The organism is uncultured Lutibacter sp. (assembly GCF_947495725.1).
In the GTDB taxonomy this organism is placed as follows: Bacteria; Bacteroidota; Bacteroidia; order Flavobacteriales; family Flavobacteriaceae; genus Lutibacter.
This window is the reverse complement of record NZ_CANLZZ010000002.1, coordinates 218,521-236,891: the sequence shown is the minus strand read 5'-3', so window position 1 is coordinate 236,891 and position 18,371 is coordinate 218,521. Positions and strand designations below refer to the sequence as shown.

Sequence of the window (18,371 nt, the reverse complement as noted above, 5' to 3'; positions counted from 1 at the left end):
AAAAAAAATCGTCAACCTGAACTTGATTCAGGCTCTCACTCTAATTTTCAATCACTCTGATGAGATTCTGAAACAAGTTCAGAATGACGACAAAATTAATTTCTAATAGTTCACTCTAAACTTAAAAAAATGAATTTTACATATATCATATTAATTCCGTTAATTCCTCTAGCAGCTTTTTTACTGTTAGGAATTTTTAATCAAAAAATTAAACCAGCTGTTTCTGGCTATATTGGTGTTGCTGGTTTATTAACCTCAACCCTATTATCATTTTATTCTGCATATCAATACTTTTTTGTTCACGGAAAAGTTGATGGAGTTTACCAAACACTTGTTCATAAAACAACTTGGATGATTTTTACTGATACCCTCGCTATTGACATGGGTGTATTAGTTGATCCAATTTCAATAATGATGTTAATTGTTGTTTCTATAATATCGTTAATGGTACACATTTATAGCAGAGGTTATATGAAAGGAGATGAAGGATACACTAAATTCTTTGCTTTTTTAGGCTTATTTTCATTTTCAATGTTTGGACTAGTTTTAGCCACTAACCTATTTCAAATTTATATTTTTTGGGAATTAGTAGGTGTTTCATCATATTTATTAATAGGTTATTATTATACAAAAAATTCAGCAGTAGCCGCAGCAAAAAAGGCATTTATAGTTACTCGTTTTGCTGATTTAGGTTTCTTAATAGGAATTTTAATAGTTGGATATTACGCAGGAACTTTTGATTTTGAAACGCTAAATAATCCTGAAGGAAGTGCCATTTTAAATTGGGCATCTACTTCATTCATGGGCTTATCGGTTTTAACTTGGGCATTAATTTTAATGTTTATAGGTGGTGCCGGAAAATCTGCTATGTTTCCTTTACATATTTGGTTACCAGATGCAATGGAAGGTCCAACACCGGTTTCAGCATTAATACACGCAGCTACAATGGTTGTTGCGGGTGTTTATTTAGTAGCGCGTCTTTTTCCAATGTATTATTTTATTGAAGATGGATTCGCTTTAAATATTGTAGCGTATGTAGGAGCATTTTCTTCATTATTCGCTGCAATTATTGCTATTACCCAAACCGATATTAAACGTGTTTTAGCATTTTCAACAATGTCACAACTAGGTTATATGATGTTGGCTTTAGGAGTTTCAGGATACGATGGACATGAAGGTGTTGGTTATATGGCTTCTATGTTCCACTTGTTTACACACGCCATGTTTAAAGCATTATTATTCCTAGGCGCAGGTTCTGTAATACACGCTGTACATAGTAATTATTTAAAAGATATGGGAGGTTTACGAAAGTATATGCCAATTACAAATGCTACATTTTTAATTGCTGCTTTAGCCATTTCAGGAGTTTTTCCACTTTCGGGTTTCTGGAGTAAAGATGAAATTTTAGTTGCTGCTTTTGAACACAACAAACTAATTTATGGTGTTGGTGTTTTTGTTGCTGGGTTAACTGCTTTTTATATGTTTAGATTATACTTCGGAATTTTCTGGGGAAAAAACACACAATACAAACACGCACCACACGAATCACCTTTATCAATGACATTTCCTTTAATCGTATTGGCTTTGATAACTATTTTTTCAGGATTTATTCATTTTAGTGAATATATAGCACCTGACAGAATTGGATTTGAAGCTCATTTAAACATTCCTTTAGCCATTGTAGCCACAGTAGTTGGTTTTACTGGAATTGGATTGGCTTGGATATTCTATAAAAAAGAAAATGACTTGTCAGTTAAATTCGCAAACGCATTTGGACCTTTTTACAAGTGGGCTAGCGATAAATTTTATTTTGATGAGATTTATATGTTCGTTACCAAAAAGATTTTATTCAATGGAGTTGCAGGAAACATTGCCAAATTCGACAAGAAGATTGTAGATGGCACAATGGAAGGTATTGGTAATAAAACCGTTGTGGTTTCAGAAAAAATAAAAGGAATGCAATCTGGTAAAGTACAAGATTATGCTTTTGCTTTTATTGCCGGGGTAGTGATTATTGCTTTAGTATTTACTTATTTATGGACTAGTTAAAAAATTAATAAAATGAAATTGACAAATATTGAATTATACCTCAACCTAAACTTGTTTCAGGTTCTCAAAAGAATCAGCACTCAATATGATGAGATTCTTAAACAAGTTAAGAATGAAGATGTTCATAAACCAATTTCAACTATTATTTAGAAAAAATAATTATGGATATTTTATCACTTTTTGTCACCGTTCCTGTGTTAACAATAATAGCCTTGGTTTTTACTAAAGGTTTAAAACAGGCGCGAATAGTTTCAATGGTTGGAAGTTTAATTCAACTTGGAATGGCCATCAATTTAGTTTTTGCTTACTTCAAAGAAAGAGCAATTAACGATAGTATTATGGTGTTTACCAAAGATGTTGTTTGGTTTGAACAGTTCAACATTCATTACGCCATTGGTGTTGATGGAATTTCAGTTGCTTTACTTTTACTAACTGCTATTGTTGTTTTAGCAGGAGTTTTTATTTCTTGGAAAATAGCAGATTTACCTAAAGAATTTTTTATCTCTTTGTTAGTTTTATCTACCGGAGTTTACGGGTTCTTTATTTCAATTGACTTATTTACAATGTTTGTTTTTTACGAAATAGCGGTAATTCCAATGTATTTATTAATTGGTATTTGGGGAACCGGCCCGAAAGAGTATTCAGCAATGAAATTAACCTTAATGTTAATGGGAGCATCTGCTGTTTTACTGGTTGGTGTATTAGGAATATATTTCAATTCGAATGCAGATGGTGGAGCTTTAACTTTTAATATTATTGAAATTGCACAAGTAAATATTCCTTTCGAAGCTCAAAAATTATTTTTCCCTTTAACTTTTATCGGGTTTGCAGTTTTGGGAGCTTTATTTCCATTTCACACTTGGTCACCAGATGGTCACGCATCTGCACCAACAGCAGTTTCTATGTTACACGCAGGTGTATTGATGAAACTTGGTGGATACGGAGTATTTAGAGTGGCAATGTATTTATTACCAGAAGGTGCATTGCATTGGGATTGGTTCTTTATTATTCTTGCAGCAACCGGCGTAATTTATGGAGCTTTTGGAGCGATTAAACAAAAAGATTTAAAATATATCAACGCTTACTCTTCGGTGAGTCACCTTGGAATGGTGCTATTCGCTTTATTAATGTTGAATAAAACTGCTTGGAACGGAGCCATTTTACAATCGCTTTCTCACGGATTTATGACCGCATTATTCTTTGCCTTAATTGGAATGATTTACGGTAGAACACACACCAGAGATATTACTAAACTAGGAGGATTATTAAAAGTGATACCATTTATTTCAGCTATTTATGTAATCGCAGGATTAGCCTCTTTAGGTTTACCCGGTTTTAGTGGTTTTGTTGCTGAGATGAACATATTTGTAGGTGCATTTCAAAATGAAGAACTATTCTATAGAGTTGCAACCATAATTTCAGTTTCGGCAATTGTTGTAACTGCTGTTTACATTTTACGTGTAGTTGGAATTATGTTAATGGGACCAGTTAAAAATTCAGAGTTTTTAAACTTACCAAAAGTTACTTGGTACGAAAAAACAGGGATTTTACTATTACTAATTCCAATTGTAGCAATGGGAGTTGCACCACTTTGGTTAAGTAATATGATTTTGGCAAGTTTAGAACCGTTTATTCAAGGAGTATTGTAAAAAAAGTAAGAAGTTTGAATACAGAAGTTTTAACATCACTGGGTACAATTGAAGTGATTTTTATTAAAAACGAAATAAATTAAAATAATGAATTTTAGTAATTTTTTATTAATGAGACACGAAATTTTACTGCTAGCAATAACATTGTTATTATTAGTAGGAGAAATTTTTATACATAAAAACAAAAAAGAAAGTCTTGTCCATTTAGGCGTGTTTTTGTTTGCAATTCATACAGCCGTTGGATTTTTACACTTAGAAGAAAGTAGTTTGTTTGGAGGCTCTTTTCAATCTAATAATTTAATTCATTTCTTTAAAAATGTATTGAATGTTGGTGTGCTAATTATATTGTTGCAATCCGCAGATTGGATTCAAGAAAAAATTGTTTCACAAAATAGGGGTACAGAATTTTTTATTTTACTATTCTCATCACTTTTAGGAATGTATTTTATGATTTCTTCGGGTGATTTCTTAATGTTTTATATAGGATTAGAACTATCTACTCTTCCATTAGCTGCTTTAGCCGCTTTTGAAGTATCTAAAAGAATTTCTAGTGAAGCAGGTATCAAATTAATACTTTCAGCTGCTTTGGCCTCTGGCGTATCATTATTTGGTATTTCAATGTTATATGCGACTTCGGGTTCCATTTATTTTAATGATATTATTGCCATAATTACTGCAAACAACTTAACAATTTTAGGGTTTATACTTTTCTTTACCGGATTGGCTTTTAAAATATCGTTAGTACCATTTCATTTTTGGACTGCTGATGTTTATGAAGGAGCTCCAATTAGTGTTGCTTCTTATTTATCAGTAATTTCAAAAGGTGCAGCTGTTTTTATTTTAATGATATTAATGTTTAGTATTTTTAAACCATTAATGCACGTTTGGGAAAACTTGGTTTATGTAGTGGCATTAGCAACTATGTTTACTGGTAATTTATTTGCACTTCGACAAAAAAATATGAAACGTTTTTTGGCATTTTCATCTATTGCACAAGCTGGATTTATTTTACTAGGTTTAATAACAGGAACACAATTAGGTGTTGCTACTATTGTTTATTTTGTATTGATTTATATATTTTCTAACCTTGCTGCTTTTGGAGTTGTACAAGCAATTTCGTTAAAAACAGGAAAAGAAAATATGGATGATTATAATGGCTTATATAGAACCAACCCATTATTAAGTTTGATAATGATGTTCGCACTATTTTCATTAGCGGGTATTCCACCAGTTGCAGGATTTTTTGGTAAGTTTTTCCTATTTACGGCAGCTGCAAGTAAAGGATACTATTTATTGGTGTTTTTAGCCGTTGTTAACGTAACAATATCATTGTATTACTATTTATTGGTAATTAGAGCAATGTTTATTAGAAAGAACGAAAATCCAATTCCGTTTTTTAAAAATAAACTTTATATGCGTTTAGGCTTATTAATTACAGTTATTGGAATTTTGGTATTAGGATTATACAGTCCATTATACGATTATATTTATGAATTAAGTAGCGTTTTAAATTAAGATTATGGCATTAGCAGGAAAACATACTTTTGGAAGCATTGGAGATACTAGAGTAACTTTTGTTGAAAAAAAGATTGATGAGAATCGTAAAAATTTTCTTCAAAAATTATTGGAACATAATGGTTTTGAAGTTATAATTCAAGAAGAAAAAAGAAAAACTGAAGAAGAACCTCAGTTGTATACAGTTGCCGTTACTGATATGGTTTTTAACCCAACTATTTGGGTTTTCGAACGCAAACTCAAAACATTAGATGGTAGAAAAGTAACTCAAGATTATTGGAACCAAAAAACTGATGATACTAATCCTCATTATTGGAATTATGCCAATTAGTTTATAATACTCCTAGTATTTTATCCATTACCCAACTTGTATGCAAACCACTTTTTCCTGTTGAAGGATGGTTAAACTCATTCAAAAGAGCATCTCTCATGTTTAAAATATGATAATATTGAACATTTTTAGGGTGCTCAATAATAAGACTTTCATTTTTTGTATTAGAATTTAAGACTATTGGGTTTTCATTAAAAACAGAGAATTCTATTTTTCCTTTACTACCATAAATTACTACTCGATCTTCATTTAAACCTGTTCCAAAATTCCAATTTCCCGAACCCGTTATCCCATTTTTATGAACCCAACAGGCCGTTACAGAATCTTTTGCTGTATACAATCCTTGTTGGTTTAAACTAATTCCTTTTGCCTTTTCAATATCACCCAAAAAATAGGTAAACAAATCGAGACCGTGACTTGCTAAATCGTCAAAATATCCTGCGGGTGCAATTGAAGCATCTGTTCTCCAATTATACTCTTTTGATAAATCTAAATTACTTGCTGGTATGTTTAAACATGAAGATATGTGCCTAAGTACACCTATCTCTCCATCATCTATCCATTTCTTTACTTGTGTAAATCTTGGCAACGACCTCCTATAGTACGCAATAAACAGAGGTGTTTTCGTCTCTTTAAAAGCGTTATAAATAGCTAAACTATCTGCATAACTTGGTGACATTGGTTTTTCAATACAACAAGGTTTTCCAACTTCAGCAACTTTAAGTCCATAAAATTTATGAGTATCTGGCGGTGTTGCAATATAAATTGCATCAATTTCTTTATCGTTAATTAATTCGTCAGCATTAGCATATGATTTTGGTACGTTGTGCCTTTTTGCGTAATCCAATGCCAATTCATAATTTCTACGCATTACTGCATCCAAAGAAAATCCTTCAATTGAATAATAAGGGGGTCCACTTTTTATTTCGGTAACATCTCCACATCCAATTATTCCCCATCTTATTAGTTTTCTATTTTTGTTCTGAAAATTCATTTCTATACCTTTAATAAACTTTTTTTAAAGATACTAATTACAATTATTTAATGCGAAAAAAATTAATTTTCAATAAGCCGAAAGTTAACTTCGCTAATAAAATCATATAAAATATGATCAACAATTTGTTGCGTTTCATTTGGAAATTCGAGCGAAACTTTTAAATCATTTTTAATCCAATTTTCAATTTTTGGAATGTGTTTTTTCTTTAAAGATTTTAAAACTGGCACACCAATTTCTTGTAAAGCTTTTGCATTAAAATGCTGCTCATATTGATTTTTCATTGGTATAACCATTAACTTTTTCTTCAAATAAATTGCTTCTGCAGGTGTTTCAAATCCAGCACCACATAAAATTCCAGTACAAGATGCCAAGCTCTTTTCAAATTTTTTACTATTAATTGGCTTTATGTAAACGTTTTTTTTCTGATAATATTTATTTGTTTTTTTTGAAAATACTTTCCATTTTACTCCTTTTATTTTCGATAATATTTCAATTAATTTTTCATCGGAATAAGCTGGTAAATAAACTGTATAATGATCTTTTTCTGTACGTTTTAATACACGTATATCAGTTCTAATAATTGGGGAATAAATATTTTTATTGTATTTTTTAAAATGAAAACCATAATTTTTACTGCCTTTAGCATAATTTTTAATTATAAATTTCCCAATTAAATCTTTATTGTTAGGTTTAGGCACATTGGCAGTATATAACGCTCCTTGATGGCTTAATGATATGCATTTTACACCTCTAAGTTTACAAGCCCAAGCAGAAATTGGCTCAAAATCGTTTATAACAACATCATAGTCTTTAACTGGACATTTTATAATTTCTTTAAAAACTCTAATAGGATTATTTTTTATTATGGTTTTAAAAAAATCAATTCCACCATTTTTACCAAAGTAAAAACTAAGTCCTTTATAAAAATATTTTATGTTGTATTTTAGTTTAATTTCGGCCTGGTTTCCACTTATTAACAAATCTACTTGAGCTCTATTCAAAATAGCCGGAATTACTTCTTTAGCCCTACTTAAATGCCCGTTTCCTGTTCCCTGAATTGCGTATAATATTTTCATTAATTATTAAATCTAAAATCGGCTACCAATTCTCCAAAGATTTCTTTTGATGTTTTATCTATAACATCTTGCTCTAAATTACTTTCTTCAACTTCTTTTTTATAATGACTATCATCGTATTTATAAATTACCCATTCTTTTTTACTGTATTCTAGAGCAGTTAAATTTTCAACCCAATCTCCAGAATTTAAATAAGTGACATTTCCTTTCTCTGTAATAACTTTTTTAATTGTGGGTTTATGAATATGTCCACAAACAACAAAATCGAAATTATTTTCAATAGCAATTTTAACTGCTGTATCCTCAAAATTATTAATAAACTTTACTGCCGTTTTTACACTATCCTTAATCTTTTTGGACAATGATATTTTTCCTTTTCCCATTAAAGAGCTAAAATAATTTACCGCCTTATTTAATAGAATTAATACATCATAACCAACAGATCCAAGTCTTGCTAACCATTTTGAATGTTTCATGATAACATCGAAAACATCTCCATGAAAAAACCAAGCTTTTTTATTATCTAACTCTAAAACTAATTTATTTTTTATTGATAGAGAACCTAATTCAAAACCAACAAATTTCCGAAGCATTTCATCATGGTTTCCCGTAATATAATAGATTTCTTTACCCTGTGAACTTAAATTTATTAAATACTTAATAACCTTCATATGAGATTTTGGCCAATAACGCTTGCTAAATTGCCAAACATCTATTATATCTCCATTTAAAACAACCGTTTTTGGATTGATACTTTTTAAATACTTCAGTAATTCTTTTGCGTGGCATCCATATGTACCCAAATGAACATCTGAAATAACAACAATATCTAGTTTTCTTTTACTTTTATTAGAACCCACTAGCTAATTTAAATTATTAATTTAGAGCAATTAACAACTTTACTATTGCCTTAAAGTTTCCTTCTTATTAACTAAAAGTTAAAAATTAATTATGAAAATATCTAAAAGTTAAATTTATTCTGGGGTTCATTATTTTTTTGCTTTTAGGCACACTATGAATCCAGTTTTTTTGAGTTGAACCTTTCATTACCAACAAAGTTCCTGCCTCTAATAAAAGATCTACTTTTTGCTTTGTTTTGGTATGTTTTAATAAAAATTTTCTTGCTGTACCTAAACTAAGTGAGGCAATAACAGGGTTTTCTCCTAATTCTTTTTCATTATCGCTATGCCAAGACATTCCTTCATTACCATTATGGTACAGATTAAGAAGGCAAGAATTAAAAATTGACCCCGTTTTTAATTCTACAAGTTTTTTCAAAGCTAATAATTCTGGTGTCCAATTTAATGCCCTTTTAGTTGTTCCAGCATACGAATACTTATAATTTTCATCTCCAAACCAAGCCACTTTTCGTGCAGTTATAATACGCTTACCATACATTATTAACTCATCTTGTTGCCAAAAGCTAGCTCTATAAAAGTTATTGAAGTAAAAATCGCATTCTTTTAAATTTAAAACCAAGCCAAGGTGTAAAACTTCCCCATCATAAGGCAGCTTATTCTCGAGACCATTTGTATTAAATAAATCCATTTTACAAGTTAAAAAGACAAAGTAAATAGTTTAAAATTATAATTTTTAACGCAATTTATTTAATCCATTTCTTCATTTTAAAATATATCAATGCAATAATGAAACTTAGTATCATAAAACCAACAGCCGCTGGATATCCGAATCGCCATTCGAGTTCTGGAATATTTTTAAAGTTCATTCCATAAATTCCAGCAATAAGTGTTGGCAAAGAAATACAAACTGTAATTATTGTTAATGTTCTAAATATTTTATTTTGCTCTAAATCAATTTTACTATTTAAATTCTCCTTTAAGTCATCCAGCCTATCAAAATTAAACTGGATATAATCTGAAATTACAGCAATATCATCTAACTCTAAATTTATCTTCGTTGTAATTGTCTTTTCCTCAAATTTATTTTGAATAAGTAAATGTAAAATTCTTTGAAAATTACTTATGGACTCCTTAATTAAAAGGTTATTAAAATTTAAGATCATTATTAAATCTAAATTTTTAGAATTAAATTTTTTCGAGAATAAAATATTTTCATAGAATTGCTTTATTTTATTTGATATTATTTCTGTTAAATCGGCATAATAATCAGAAATTATCCCTATCTGAAACACAAAATGTTCTAAATGTGAACTGAAATTTATACTTGTAAAATCGTATCTTGTTTTGGTTAAATTCACAAAATCTTTATCAATGTTTGACGATAAAAAATAAAAAACTACTTGTTCTTTAATTATTATAAAGATCTTTTCTTCTTTGAAAAGATTTTTAGAATTGTAATTGGGAATTGAAAAAGTAAATGATAGTTGATTGGATGATTTTTGGAAGTGAGAACTTATTTCAATGTCCTCTTTTTGATTAAAAATTGAAATGTCTATTTCAAATTTATATGAAATTTCTTTTAAAACTGTACTAGTATAATCAATTATACGAATATTAAACAGATCTTTAGACTCATATTTTATTTCACTAATAGAATTTATTTTCTTTATTACATTAGTTTTTAAATATAATTCTATCATAATACTATTTATTATTACTGTGATTTAGAAAAAACCATAACATATTATAACAATGTAAAAAGCAATAATAATTCTTAAATTATTGTTTTTCCTATATATATAAGTATGTTTCCTTTTTCAATTTTAAAAGTTGCATCAATCGAAGAAATAATATGAATTACACCTTTATTATCCTTTAAAAATAACGGAATTGCCTGAGGCTCTTCTTCAATCTCATTTAAAAGTTTTAAATAATGCTCCTGTGAATTTACTGGTACTTCATTTACCAAAGGAAAGTCTCGCACTATTTCGCTTAAATTTAAAAAATCATCCTTATGGGTAAATAATTTATCCTTGGAAACTATATTTCCAGATTTCATTTCTTCTGTTGAAATAATTCTAAAAGCTCCATTTTCGCCAAATATTTCACTAAATTTTTCAATAACATATTCATTTACGGCTCCTCCTCCAGTTAAAGCTAATAAATAACCTATATCATTTAGTTCAACGTCGTCTAACAAATCATCCGAATAAATATCTCCTTGTATAGCCTCTAAATCTAATTCTTTTGCCTTTTCAATATGTCCGGCATTATTATCAATTAAAACAACTCTTCTTCCATTTTTCTTTAAATAACTTGCAATTAACCTTGCAAAATTTGTTGCTCCTACAATAATAATTCCATCAGAAGTTTTTAGAAATACGCCAATTAAACGAGCAAACAAACGTGCGGTTGTGGCATTTAACAATACTGTTCCAAGTACAATCATAAACACCAAAGGCGTAATATATTCGGCTCCTTCTACTCCAGATTTCATTAACTTACTTCCAAATAAAGAAGCAATACCTGCAGCTACAATACCTCTTGGACCAACCCAACTTATAAAAACTTTTTCGTTAATTTTTAAATTTGAGCCTATGGTACTTAAAAATACCGCTAACGGCCTTATTACCAATATAACAATACCAAATAAAATTGCCGATTTCCAATTATATAAAAGCATCATGTCTTCTATATTAATATTAGCTGCTAATAAAATAAATAGAATAGATATTAGTAATACACTTATGGATTCTTTAAAATAAAGAAGTTCTTTTATATTTTCTAGTTTGTTATTTCCCAAAACCATTCCCATTACAACAACAGCTAATAAACCAGATTCATGGGCAAAAACCTCCGACTCTACAAAAACTAATAATACTGTTGATAATGAAACCACATTTAATAAATAATGAGGTATCATGTTTTTATTTATGGCAAAAGCTAATGCATGAGCAAATGTAAAACCAAATGTAGTTCCAAAAAGTAGTATTTTCCCAAATTCTATTAAAGCAGTTCTAGTAAAACCACTACCACCACCAACACTAATAAATTCAAAAACCAATACGGCTACTAAAGCTCCTATTGGATCTATTAAAATTCCTTCCCATTTTAAAACTGCCGATACATTCTTTTTTAGTGGAATATTTCTCAGTATTGGTGATATTACCGTTGGACCAGTAACAATAATTAAAGCTGAAAACAAAAAAGATAATTTCCAACTTAAATCAAATACATAATGAGTTGCTATACCCGCTCCAAAAAATGTAATTGCCGAGCCGAGTGTAATTAATTTGGTTATTACTGGCCCTACAGTTTTAATTTCATTTCGTTTTAATGTTAAACCACCTTCAAAAAGTATGATGCTGATTGCAAGTGAAACAAAATAATAAAGGCCTTCTCCTGGAAATAATCCTTTTTCGCCATTCCAAATTGGCTCTATCCATTTTTCACCATCTTCCGATAAAAATTCAGCTGCAATAGGCCCCACCAATAATCCAATTAAAATTAATGGTAAAATTGCTGGAATTTTAAATTTCCATGCAACCCATTGAGCTAAAATTCCTAAAATAATAATTCCTGCTAATTCAACCATTGCTCTTTTTTTAATTGATGGCAATATAAATATATTTTACCACTTATTAAATGGTTTTTGAGCTATTGCCGAGTTATAATATTGTTTTTTTCCGGTTACTTCTTTACCTAACCAAATAGGTTTTTCGTAAACAGTATTTTCTGAAGGAAGTTCAATTTCTGCAACAACCAATCCTTTATTTAAGCCTATAAATTCGTCTACCTCAAAAAATAAATCATTATTAACTGGAACAATATATCTGTATTTTTCAATAATATTTGGCTCACAGAGTTTTAATAAACTTTCCGCTTCAATTTTACTTATTTCCTTTTCCCATTCAAAACGTGTTGTTCCTGAATTATTTCCAATACCTTTAACCGTTATAAAACCTTTTTCGTTAGTTAATCTTATCCTAACAGTTCGCTCTGGAACGGTTGATAAAAAACCTTGTGAAATTTTAATTTTTTGTATTGCATGTTTTTTAAATTCGCCTTTTACCAAAAATTTACGTTCAATTTCTAAGCCCATAAAATGTTTCTTTAACTTCCAAACATTAAAACTCCTAAAACTATAGAGCCAACGCCTACCCCAAATCCTAAAATATTTGAAAATCCTGAAGACTTTTTATCTTGTTTTTGAACAGACTTAATGTTTTCCTTAATAAGAATAGTTTCAGTAGGTTTGTTATCTTTAATTACAAAACCAATATAATTCCCATCATTGGAAAGCTCTATTTTTTCATAAATAAATTCTTCGCCGTCATCCATAGTAACTTTATAATAACCTTCACTTGTGTTATTCGCAGCCTCATTTAGAGAAATAGGATCTTGAAAAACTTTACAACTATGAACTGATGTAAGAAAAAGTATAAAAATAAATATTTTTAAAATCTCTTTTTTAACAGTGATTTTTTTTTGTGTCATTTTAAATAGGGGTTTATAGAGTAATTAAGCAAACAAGATACATTTTTAATTAAAACAAAACAATTGTTGAAATACAATTCAAAACTGTTTATAAAATAAGTAAAATACCTCTCCTACATTTTTAATACATATAAAAACCATGTTTAAAAGGAAAGTTATTAAACCTACATTCTAATTTTGAGAAACTTCAATTCTCAGGTTCTCACCTTCAAATAATTCAATAATTTGAGCCTTACTAAAAAAAGTACTTCTTCCTGAAGATTTTTCAATAAGATTATTTTGATAAACAAAAAGTAACAATTCGCCTTTAATATTCTTATAATTTAACTTTACAATGGTATCGTTAGCGGTTTTTAGTATTATTTGATGACCTTTAGCATTATTAAAACCATTAATAAGTATTGAATAAAAATGCTGTTTATTGGAAAATGAAAAAGAGTATTCTTTTTTTAAACTTTTTGGTTTTATATCGGAATACTTAAATGAATACAAATTGTCTGATTTGTACAATTTCACAAAATGTTCGCCTTTTTCAATACTACCAATTTCTTGACTAGCCAAAACTGAATAAAACATTATAAAAAAAACTACAATTCCAAACTTCATTTATACTGGGGTTGATTCTATTGCACAAAAAAACCTGCAGTTAATGCAGGTTTTAAATTTTGCTCCCCCTCTTGGGCTCGAACCAAGGACCCTCTGATTAACAGTCAGATGCTCTAACCAACTGAGCTAAGGAGGAATGCAATTTGCTTTTGCGAGTGCAAATATACAAGCTTTTCTTCTTTTTGCAATCTTTTTTTTAAAAAAATCACATTTTTTTTTATTTTTTTTTCATTCAAAATATAAACCCTTGTAAACTACAATTTTAGAATCTCAACTATTTTACCTTTTTTTTTATTGATTTTGATTTTTTGTTATAAAAATTCTTTTTAAAAAATTACTTTAATATTGTAAGTACCCTATTTTTATTAAAAATACAATAATTTCAAAATTCTAATTTTTAAAAGTGTTGTTCTAGTAAAAATTGTATTTTTACTCCCACTAAATTAACAAGACTACATATATAATTATGGATAAATTTTCATTTTTAAATGCTGTTCATACAGAATTTATAGCCGATCTATATGATCAGTATTTAATTAACCCTGATGCAGTTGAAGCGAGTTGGAGAAGTTTTTTTCAAGGATACGATTTTGCTAATGAAAAGTATTCTTTAGACGATGCTGAGTTTGAGGTTCCTGATAATGTATTGAAAGAATTTAAAGTTATAGATTTAATAAATGGTTACCGTACACGTGGACATTTATTTACTAAAACAAATCCTGTTAGAGCCAGAAGACAATATACACCAAGTTTAGATTTTCATAATTTTGGATTGTCGGAAAAAGATTTAGATACTGTATTTGATGCTGGTAATTTAGTAGGTTGTGGAAAAAATACTTTAAAAGTAATCATTACACATTTAGAAACTATTTATTGCGATTCTATTGGAGTTGAATATATGTATATTAGAAATCCTGAGGAAATAAAGTGGTTTCAAAGTAAGCTTACAAAAAACTCAAATCATCCAAATTATTCTACGGAATCAAAAAAATACATTCTTAAAAAACTAAATCAAGCTGTTACATTCGAAAGTTTTTTACAAACAAAATATGTTGGTCAAAAAAGATTTTCTTTAGAAGGTGGAGAAACCTTAATTCCTGCCATAAGTTCGGTTATTAGAAATGCTGCTGAAATTTATGATGTAGATGAGTTTGTTTTGGGAATGGCTCACAGAGGGCGGTTAAATACTTTAACAAATATTTTCAGAAAACCTATTCGTGATGTTTTTAGCGAATTTGAAGGAAAAGATTTTGAAGATGAAAATATTGATGGTGATGTAAAATACCATTTAGGTTTAACCACTTCAAAAACTCTTAAAAACAACAAGGAACTTAAAATGAATTTGGTTCCTAACCCGTCTCACTTAGAAACTGTTGGTCCAATAGTTGAAGGAATTGCAAGAGCTAAAATTGATAAAATATATAACGGTGATAATTCTAAACTACTACCAATTATAGTTCATGGAGATGCTGCAATTGCAGGACAAGGCTTGGTTTATGAAGTAACACAAATGAGTAAATTAAATGGTTACACAACTGGAGGTACAATTCATATTGTTGTAAACAACCAAATTGGATTTACAACAAATTATTTAGACGCTCGATCTAGTACCTATTGTACTGATGTGGCTAAAGTTACTCTATCACCTGTTTTACATGTAAATGCAGATGATGTTGAAGCAGTAGTTCACGCAATTGAAATGGCTTTAGCCTTTAGAATGGAATTTAAAAGAGACATTTTTATTGATTTGTTAGGTTATAGAAAATATGGTCATAATGAAGGTGATGAGCCTCGTTTTACACAACCTAATTTATATAAAGCAATTGCCAAACATCCAAATCCACGAGATATATATGCCAAAAAATTAATTGAAGAAGGCGTAATTGATACAGCATTTTTAAATAACACTATTGAAGAATTTAAAAATTTACTAGAAGAAGAATATCAGCAATCAAAGGCACTTGAAAAGTCCAAAGTAAGTGAATTTATGCAGGATACTTGGAATGGGTTTACTAGAAGAAGAGCAGATGCAATGTTAACTTCAGAAGATACAAGTTACCCCAAAACAGAATTAGAAAACATTGCTAAAGTGGTTTCTACAGTTCCTAAAGGTGTTAAGTTTTTAAGAAAAGCCGAACGAATTTTAAATGATCGTCGAAAAATGGTTTTTGAAACCAACGCAATTGACTGGGGTATGGCAGAATCTTTAGCCTATGGAAGTTTGTTGAAAGAAGGATTTGATGTACGCATATCAGGACAAGATGTAGAGCGTGGAACTTTTAGCCATCGTCATGCCATTTTAAGAGATGAAATTTCCGAAGAGAGAATCAATTTATTAAACACTTTAAGTGAACAACAAGGGGAAATGTATATCTATAATTCCCTTCTGTCAGAATATGGAGTTCTTGGTTTTGATTATGGTTATGCCATGGCAAATCCAAATACACTAACAATTTGGGAAGCACAATTTGGAGATTTCAGTAATGGAGCCCAAATTATATTCGACCAATATTTGTCTGCTTCCGAAGATAAATGGAAACTTCAAAATGGTATTGTTGTCTTATTACCACATGGTTATGAAGGGCAAGGATCAGAACATTCATCGGCCAGAATGGAACGTTACTTACAACTTTGTGCAGTTGATAATATGATAGTTGCAGATTGTACAACTCCTGCAAACTTTTATCACCTATTACGTCGACAAATGAAACGTGATTACCGCAAGCCACTAATTGTGTTTACACCAAAAAGTTTATTACGTCATCCGCTGGTAGTTTCAACAATTGAAGAAATATCAAATGGCTCTTTTCAAGAAGTAATCGATGATACTATAAATCCTGAAAACGTAAAAAAATTAGTTTTCTGTACTGGTAAGTTTTATTATGATTTATTAGCCGAAAGAACTACTTTAGATAGAAATGATATTGCATTAGTAAGAATAGAACAATTATTTCCACTTCATTTAGATAAGTTACAAGCAATAATAAATCGTTATCCAAATGTAGAAAAATATATATGGGCACAGGAAGAGCCAGAAAATATGGGAGCTTGGAGCTACATGTTGCAACGTTTTAGATTGGTTCATTTAGAGGTTGCATCTCAACCGTTTTATTCGGTTCCGGCAGCGGGATCAACTGCAAGATTTAAAAGAAGACATCAACGTATAATTGATAATATATTTGAAACTAACTTATAAAAAAATCGTCTTTAAAAGACTTTAAAATATTTAAAATATGATTTTAGAAATGAAAGTTCCCTCTCCGGGAGAATCAATTACAGAAGTAGAAATTGCAGCATGGCTTGTTGAAGATGGAGATTATGTTGAAAAAGATCAGCCTATTGCAGAAGTAGATTCAGATAAAGCTACCTTAGAGTTACCAGCTGAAGAAAGTGGTATTATAACTTTAAAAGCTGAGGAAGGAGATGCCGTTGAAGTAGGATCTGTGGTTTGTTTAATTGATATGGATGCTAAAAAACCAGAAGGAACAACAGAAAAAGAGATTTCAAAAGTAGAAGCTCCAAAAGCTGTAGAAAAACCTACTGAAACAACAACTACCTATGCTAGTGGAAGTGCTTCACCTGCCGCTAAAAAGATTTTAGAAGAAAAAGGTATAAAACCTTCTGAAGTAAAAGGAACTGGTAAGGATGGAAGAGTTACAAAAGATGACGCTGTAAAAGCTATACCAAGTATGGGGACACCTGCTGGTGGGTCTCGCGGTTCAGAAAAAACAAAACTTTCTATGTTACGTAGAAAAGTAGCTCAACGTTTGGTTTCTGTAAAAAATGAAACAGCAATGTTAACTACTTTTAATGAAGTAGACATGAAACCTATTTTTGATCTTCGTAAAGATTTTAAAGAGGATTTTAAAGCAAAACATGGAGTTGGTTTAGGATTTATGAGTTTTTTCACTTTAGCAGTTGTAAGAGCCTTAAAAATGTATCCCGATGTTAACTCAATGTTAGATGGAGATTATAAAATTGCTCATGATTTTCAAGATATTTCAATTGCAGTTTCCGGTCCAAAAGGACTAATGGTTCCTGTTATTAGAAATGCAGAAAACTTATCATTTAGAGGAGTTGAAAGCGAGGTAAAACGTTTAGCTATTAGAGCTAGAGATGGTCAGATTACAGTTGATGAAATGACAGGAGGTACATTTACCATTACTAATGGAGGTGTTTTTGGATCCATGTTATCAACTCCAATTATAAATCCACCTCAAAGTGGTATTTTAGGAATGCATAACATTGTTGAAAGACCTATTGCCGTTAATGGTGAAGTGGTAATTAGACCAATTATGTATGTTGCTCTATCTTACGACCACAGAATTATTGATGGTCGTGAATCTGTTGGTTTCCTAGTTGCGGTGAAAGAAGCTTTAGAAAACCCTATCGAAATTTTAATGGACAATAATCCAAAAAAAGCATTGGAATTATAACATTCAAAACAATAAATTTATAAAAGCCGAGCCTAGTGTTCGGCTTTTTTTTATGACAAATATCATACTATTTAGAATTAGTCTAAATAATTATTGCGTGTTATTTAGATTGATTCTAATATTGCAAAATAAATTTGAGAATAAGAAATAATGACTGCTTTTAGGAACATCTATATTTTAAAAATCTTAAACTTTTTAAGTTTAAGTATTATACTATTAAATATAGTTAACAGCAGTATTTATACACATGCTCATCAACTTGCAAATGGAGAAATTGTAGTTCATGCACATCCTTTCAACAAGCAACAAGATGACAGTCCATTTAAATCACATAAACATTCAACTATTGAGTATG

The 18,371-nt window shown here is 29.9% G+C and carries 15 protein-coding genes and 1 tRNA gene; 6 read left to right on the top strand and 10 right to left on the bottom strand.

The features are described 5' to 3' along the window. Window positions 1-129: 129 nt before the first annotated feature. The 4 genes from nuoL (at window position 130) to Q0776_RS04720 (ending at window position 5,544) form a co-directional block, all read left to right on the top strand. Entirely contained in the window at window positions 130-2,049 is a 1,920-nt protein-coding gene (gene nuoL / locus Q0776_RS04735; RefSeq protein WP_298365556.1) for an NADH-quinone oxidoreductase subunit L, read from the top strand. A 161-nt stretch (window positions 2,050-2,210) separates the two neighbouring features. Beyond that, on the top strand, window positions 2,211-3,698 hold the full coding sequence (locus Q0776_RS04730) for an NADH-quinone oxidoreductase subunit M (protein ID WP_298365554.1): 1,488 nt from the start codon (window positions 2,211-2,213) through the stop codon (window positions 3,696-3,698). Between the two features lie 111 nt (window positions 3,699-3,809). After that, window positions 3,810-5,213, top strand: a complete 1,404-nt coding sequence (locus tag Q0776_RS04725) for an NADH-quinone oxidoreductase subunit N (RefSeq protein WP_298365553.1) — start codon at window positions 3,810-3,812, stop codon at window positions 5,211-5,213. A 4-nt stretch (window positions 5,214-5,217) separates the two neighbouring features. Further along, window positions 5,218-5,544: a hypothetical protein gene (locus Q0776_RS04720; RefSeq protein WP_298365552.1), complete on the top strand. Its 327-nt coding sequence runs from the start codon at window positions 5,218-5,220 to the stop codon at window positions 5,542-5,544. A 1-nt stretch (window position 5,545) separates the two neighbouring features. On the opposite strand, the gene Q0776_RS04715 is transcribed toward Q0776_RS04720, so the two are convergent. From Q0776_RS04715 to Q0776_RS04670, 10 genes are all read right to left on the bottom strand, one after another. Then, entirely contained in the window at window positions 5,546-6,538 is a 993-nt protein-coding gene (locus Q0776_RS04715; protein WP_298365551.1) for a Gfo/Idh/MocA family oxidoreductase, read from the bottom strand. Window positions 6,539-6,600: 62 nt separating this feature from the next. Beyond that, window positions 6,601-7,617, bottom strand: coding sequence for a glycosyltransferase family protein (locus Q0776_RS04710; protein WP_298365549.1), 1,017 nt, complete (start codon window positions 7,615-7,617; stop codon window positions 6,601-6,603). Continuing rightward, window positions 7,617-8,477, bottom strand: a complete 861-nt coding sequence (locus Q0776_RS04705) for a UDP-2,3-diacylglucosamine diphosphatase (protein WP_298365548.1) — start codon at window positions 8,475-8,477, stop codon at window positions 7,617-7,619. Before Q0776_RS04705 ends, Q0776_RS04710 begins: the two co-directional genes overlap by 1 nt. Before the next feature lie 85 nt (window positions 8,478-8,562). Further along, window positions 8,563-9,165, bottom strand: coding sequence for an alpha-ketoglutarate-dependent dioxygenase AlkB (locus Q0776_RS04700; RefSeq protein ID WP_298365546.1), 603 nt, complete (start codon window positions 9,163-9,165; stop codon window positions 8,563-8,565). A gap of 55 nt (window positions 9,166-9,220) precedes the next feature. Next, a complete protein-coding gene (locus Q0776_RS04695) occupies window positions 9,221-10,177 on the bottom strand; it encodes a CorA family divalent cation transporter (RefSeq protein WP_298365543.1) in 957 nt (318 codons plus the stop codon). A 74-nt stretch (window positions 10,178-10,251) separates the two neighbouring features. Continuing rightward, complete coding sequence (locus tag Q0776_RS04690; RefSeq protein ID WP_298366393.1) at window positions 10,252-12,072, bottom strand: sodium:proton antiporter; 1,821 nt, start codon at window positions 12,070-12,072, stop codon at window positions 10,252-10,254. A 36-nt stretch (window positions 12,073-12,108) separates the two neighbouring features. Next, on the bottom strand, window positions 12,109-12,579 hold the full coding sequence (locus Q0776_RS04685; protein WP_298365541.1) for a CYTH domain-containing protein: 471 nt from the start codon (window positions 12,577-12,579) through the stop codon (window positions 12,109-12,111). Window positions 12,580-12,590: 11 nt separating this feature from the next. Next, window positions 12,591-12,974 carry a hypothetical protein gene (locus Q0776_RS04680; RefSeq protein WP_298365539.1) on the bottom strand — a complete coding sequence of 128 codons (384 nt, stop codon included), beginning with the start codon at window positions 12,972-12,974 and terminating at the stop codon, window positions 12,591-12,593. 171 nt (window positions 12,975-13,145) lie between these two features. Further along, complete coding sequence (locus Q0776_RS04675; protein WP_298365538.1) at window positions 13,146-13,580, bottom strand: hypothetical protein; 435 nt, start codon at window positions 13,578-13,580, stop codon at window positions 13,146-13,148. Window positions 13,581-13,642: 62 nt separating this feature from the next. After that, a tRNA-Asn gene (locus tag Q0776_RS04670) sits at window positions 13,643-13,716 on the bottom strand. 330 nt (window positions 13,717-14,046) lie between these two features. Between Q0776_RS04670 and Q0776_RS04665 the strand changes: the two genes are divergently transcribed. Both Q0776_RS04665 and odhB read left to right on the top strand, forming a co-directional pair. After that, on the top strand, window positions 14,047-16,776 hold the full coding sequence (locus Q0776_RS04665; protein WP_298365537.1) for a 2-oxoglutarate dehydrogenase E1 component: 2,730 nt from the start codon (window positions 14,047-14,049) through the stop codon (window positions 16,774-16,776). Window positions 16,777-16,813: 37 nt separating this feature from the next. Beyond that, complete coding sequence (gene odhB, locus Q0776_RS04660) at window positions 16,814-18,016, top strand: 2-oxoglutarate dehydrogenase complex dihydrolipoyllysine-residue succinyltransferase (RefSeq protein ID WP_298365535.1); 1,203 nt, start codon at window positions 16,814-16,816, stop codon at window positions 18,014-18,016. Window positions 18,017-18,371 lie beyond the last annotated feature (355 nt).

Excerpts from the sequence above, each read along its gene's own strand:
- Q0776_RS04725 (WP_298365553.1), top strand. The coding sequence starts at position 3,810 with ATGAGACACGAAATTTTACTGCTAGCAATAACATTGTTATTATTAGTA.
- Q0776_RS04700 (WP_298365546.1), bottom strand. The coding sequence starts at position 9,165 with ATGGATTTATTTAATACAAATGGTCTCGAGAATAAGCTGCCTTATGAT.
- odhB (WP_298365535.1), top strand. The coding sequence starts at position 16,814 with ATGATTTTAGAAATGAAAGTTCCCTCTCCGGGAGAATCAATTACAGAA.
- Q0776_RS04720 (WP_298365552.1), top strand. The coding sequence starts at position 5,218 with ATGGCATTAGCAGGAAAACATACTTTTGGAAGCATTGGAGATACTAGA.
- Q0776_RS04695 (WP_298365543.1), bottom strand. The coding sequence starts at position 10,177 with ATGATAGAATTATATTTAAAAACTAATGTAATAAAGAAAATAAATTCT.
- Q0776_RS04730 (WP_298365554.1), top strand. The coding sequence starts at position 2,211 with ATGGATATTTTATCACTTTTTGTCACCGTTCCTGTGTTAACAATAATA.
- Q0776_RS04675 (WP_298365538.1), bottom strand. The coding sequence starts at position 13,580 with ATGAAGTTTGGAATTGTAGTTTTTTTTATAATGTTTTATTCAGTTTTG.
- Q0776_RS04685 (WP_298365541.1), bottom strand. The coding sequence starts at position 12,579 with ATGGGCTTAGAAATTGAACGTAAATTTTTGGTAAAAGGCGAATTTAAA.
- Q0776_RS04690 (WP_298366393.1), bottom strand. The coding sequence starts at position 12,072 with ATGGTTGAATTAGCAGGAATTATTATTTTAGGAATTTTAGCTCAATGG.
- Q0776_RS04710 (WP_298365549.1), bottom strand. The coding sequence starts at position 7,617 with ATGAAAATATTATACGCAATTCAGGGAACAGGAAACGGGCATTTAAGT.
- Q0776_RS04680 (WP_298365539.1), bottom strand. The coding sequence starts at position 12,974 with ATGACACAAAAAAAAATCACTGTTAAAAAAGAGATTTTAAAAATATTT.
- Q0776_RS04715 (WP_298365551.1), bottom strand. The coding sequence starts at position 6,538 with ATGAATTTTCAGAACAAAAATAGAAAACTAATAAGATGGGGAATAATT.
- Q0776_RS04665 (WP_298365537.1), top strand. The coding sequence starts at position 14,047 with ATGGATAAATTTTCATTTTTAAATGCTGTTCATACAGAATTTATAGCC.
- nuoL (WP_298365556.1), top strand. The coding sequence starts at position 130 with ATGAATTTTACATATATCATATTAATTCCGTTAATTCCTCTAGCAGCT.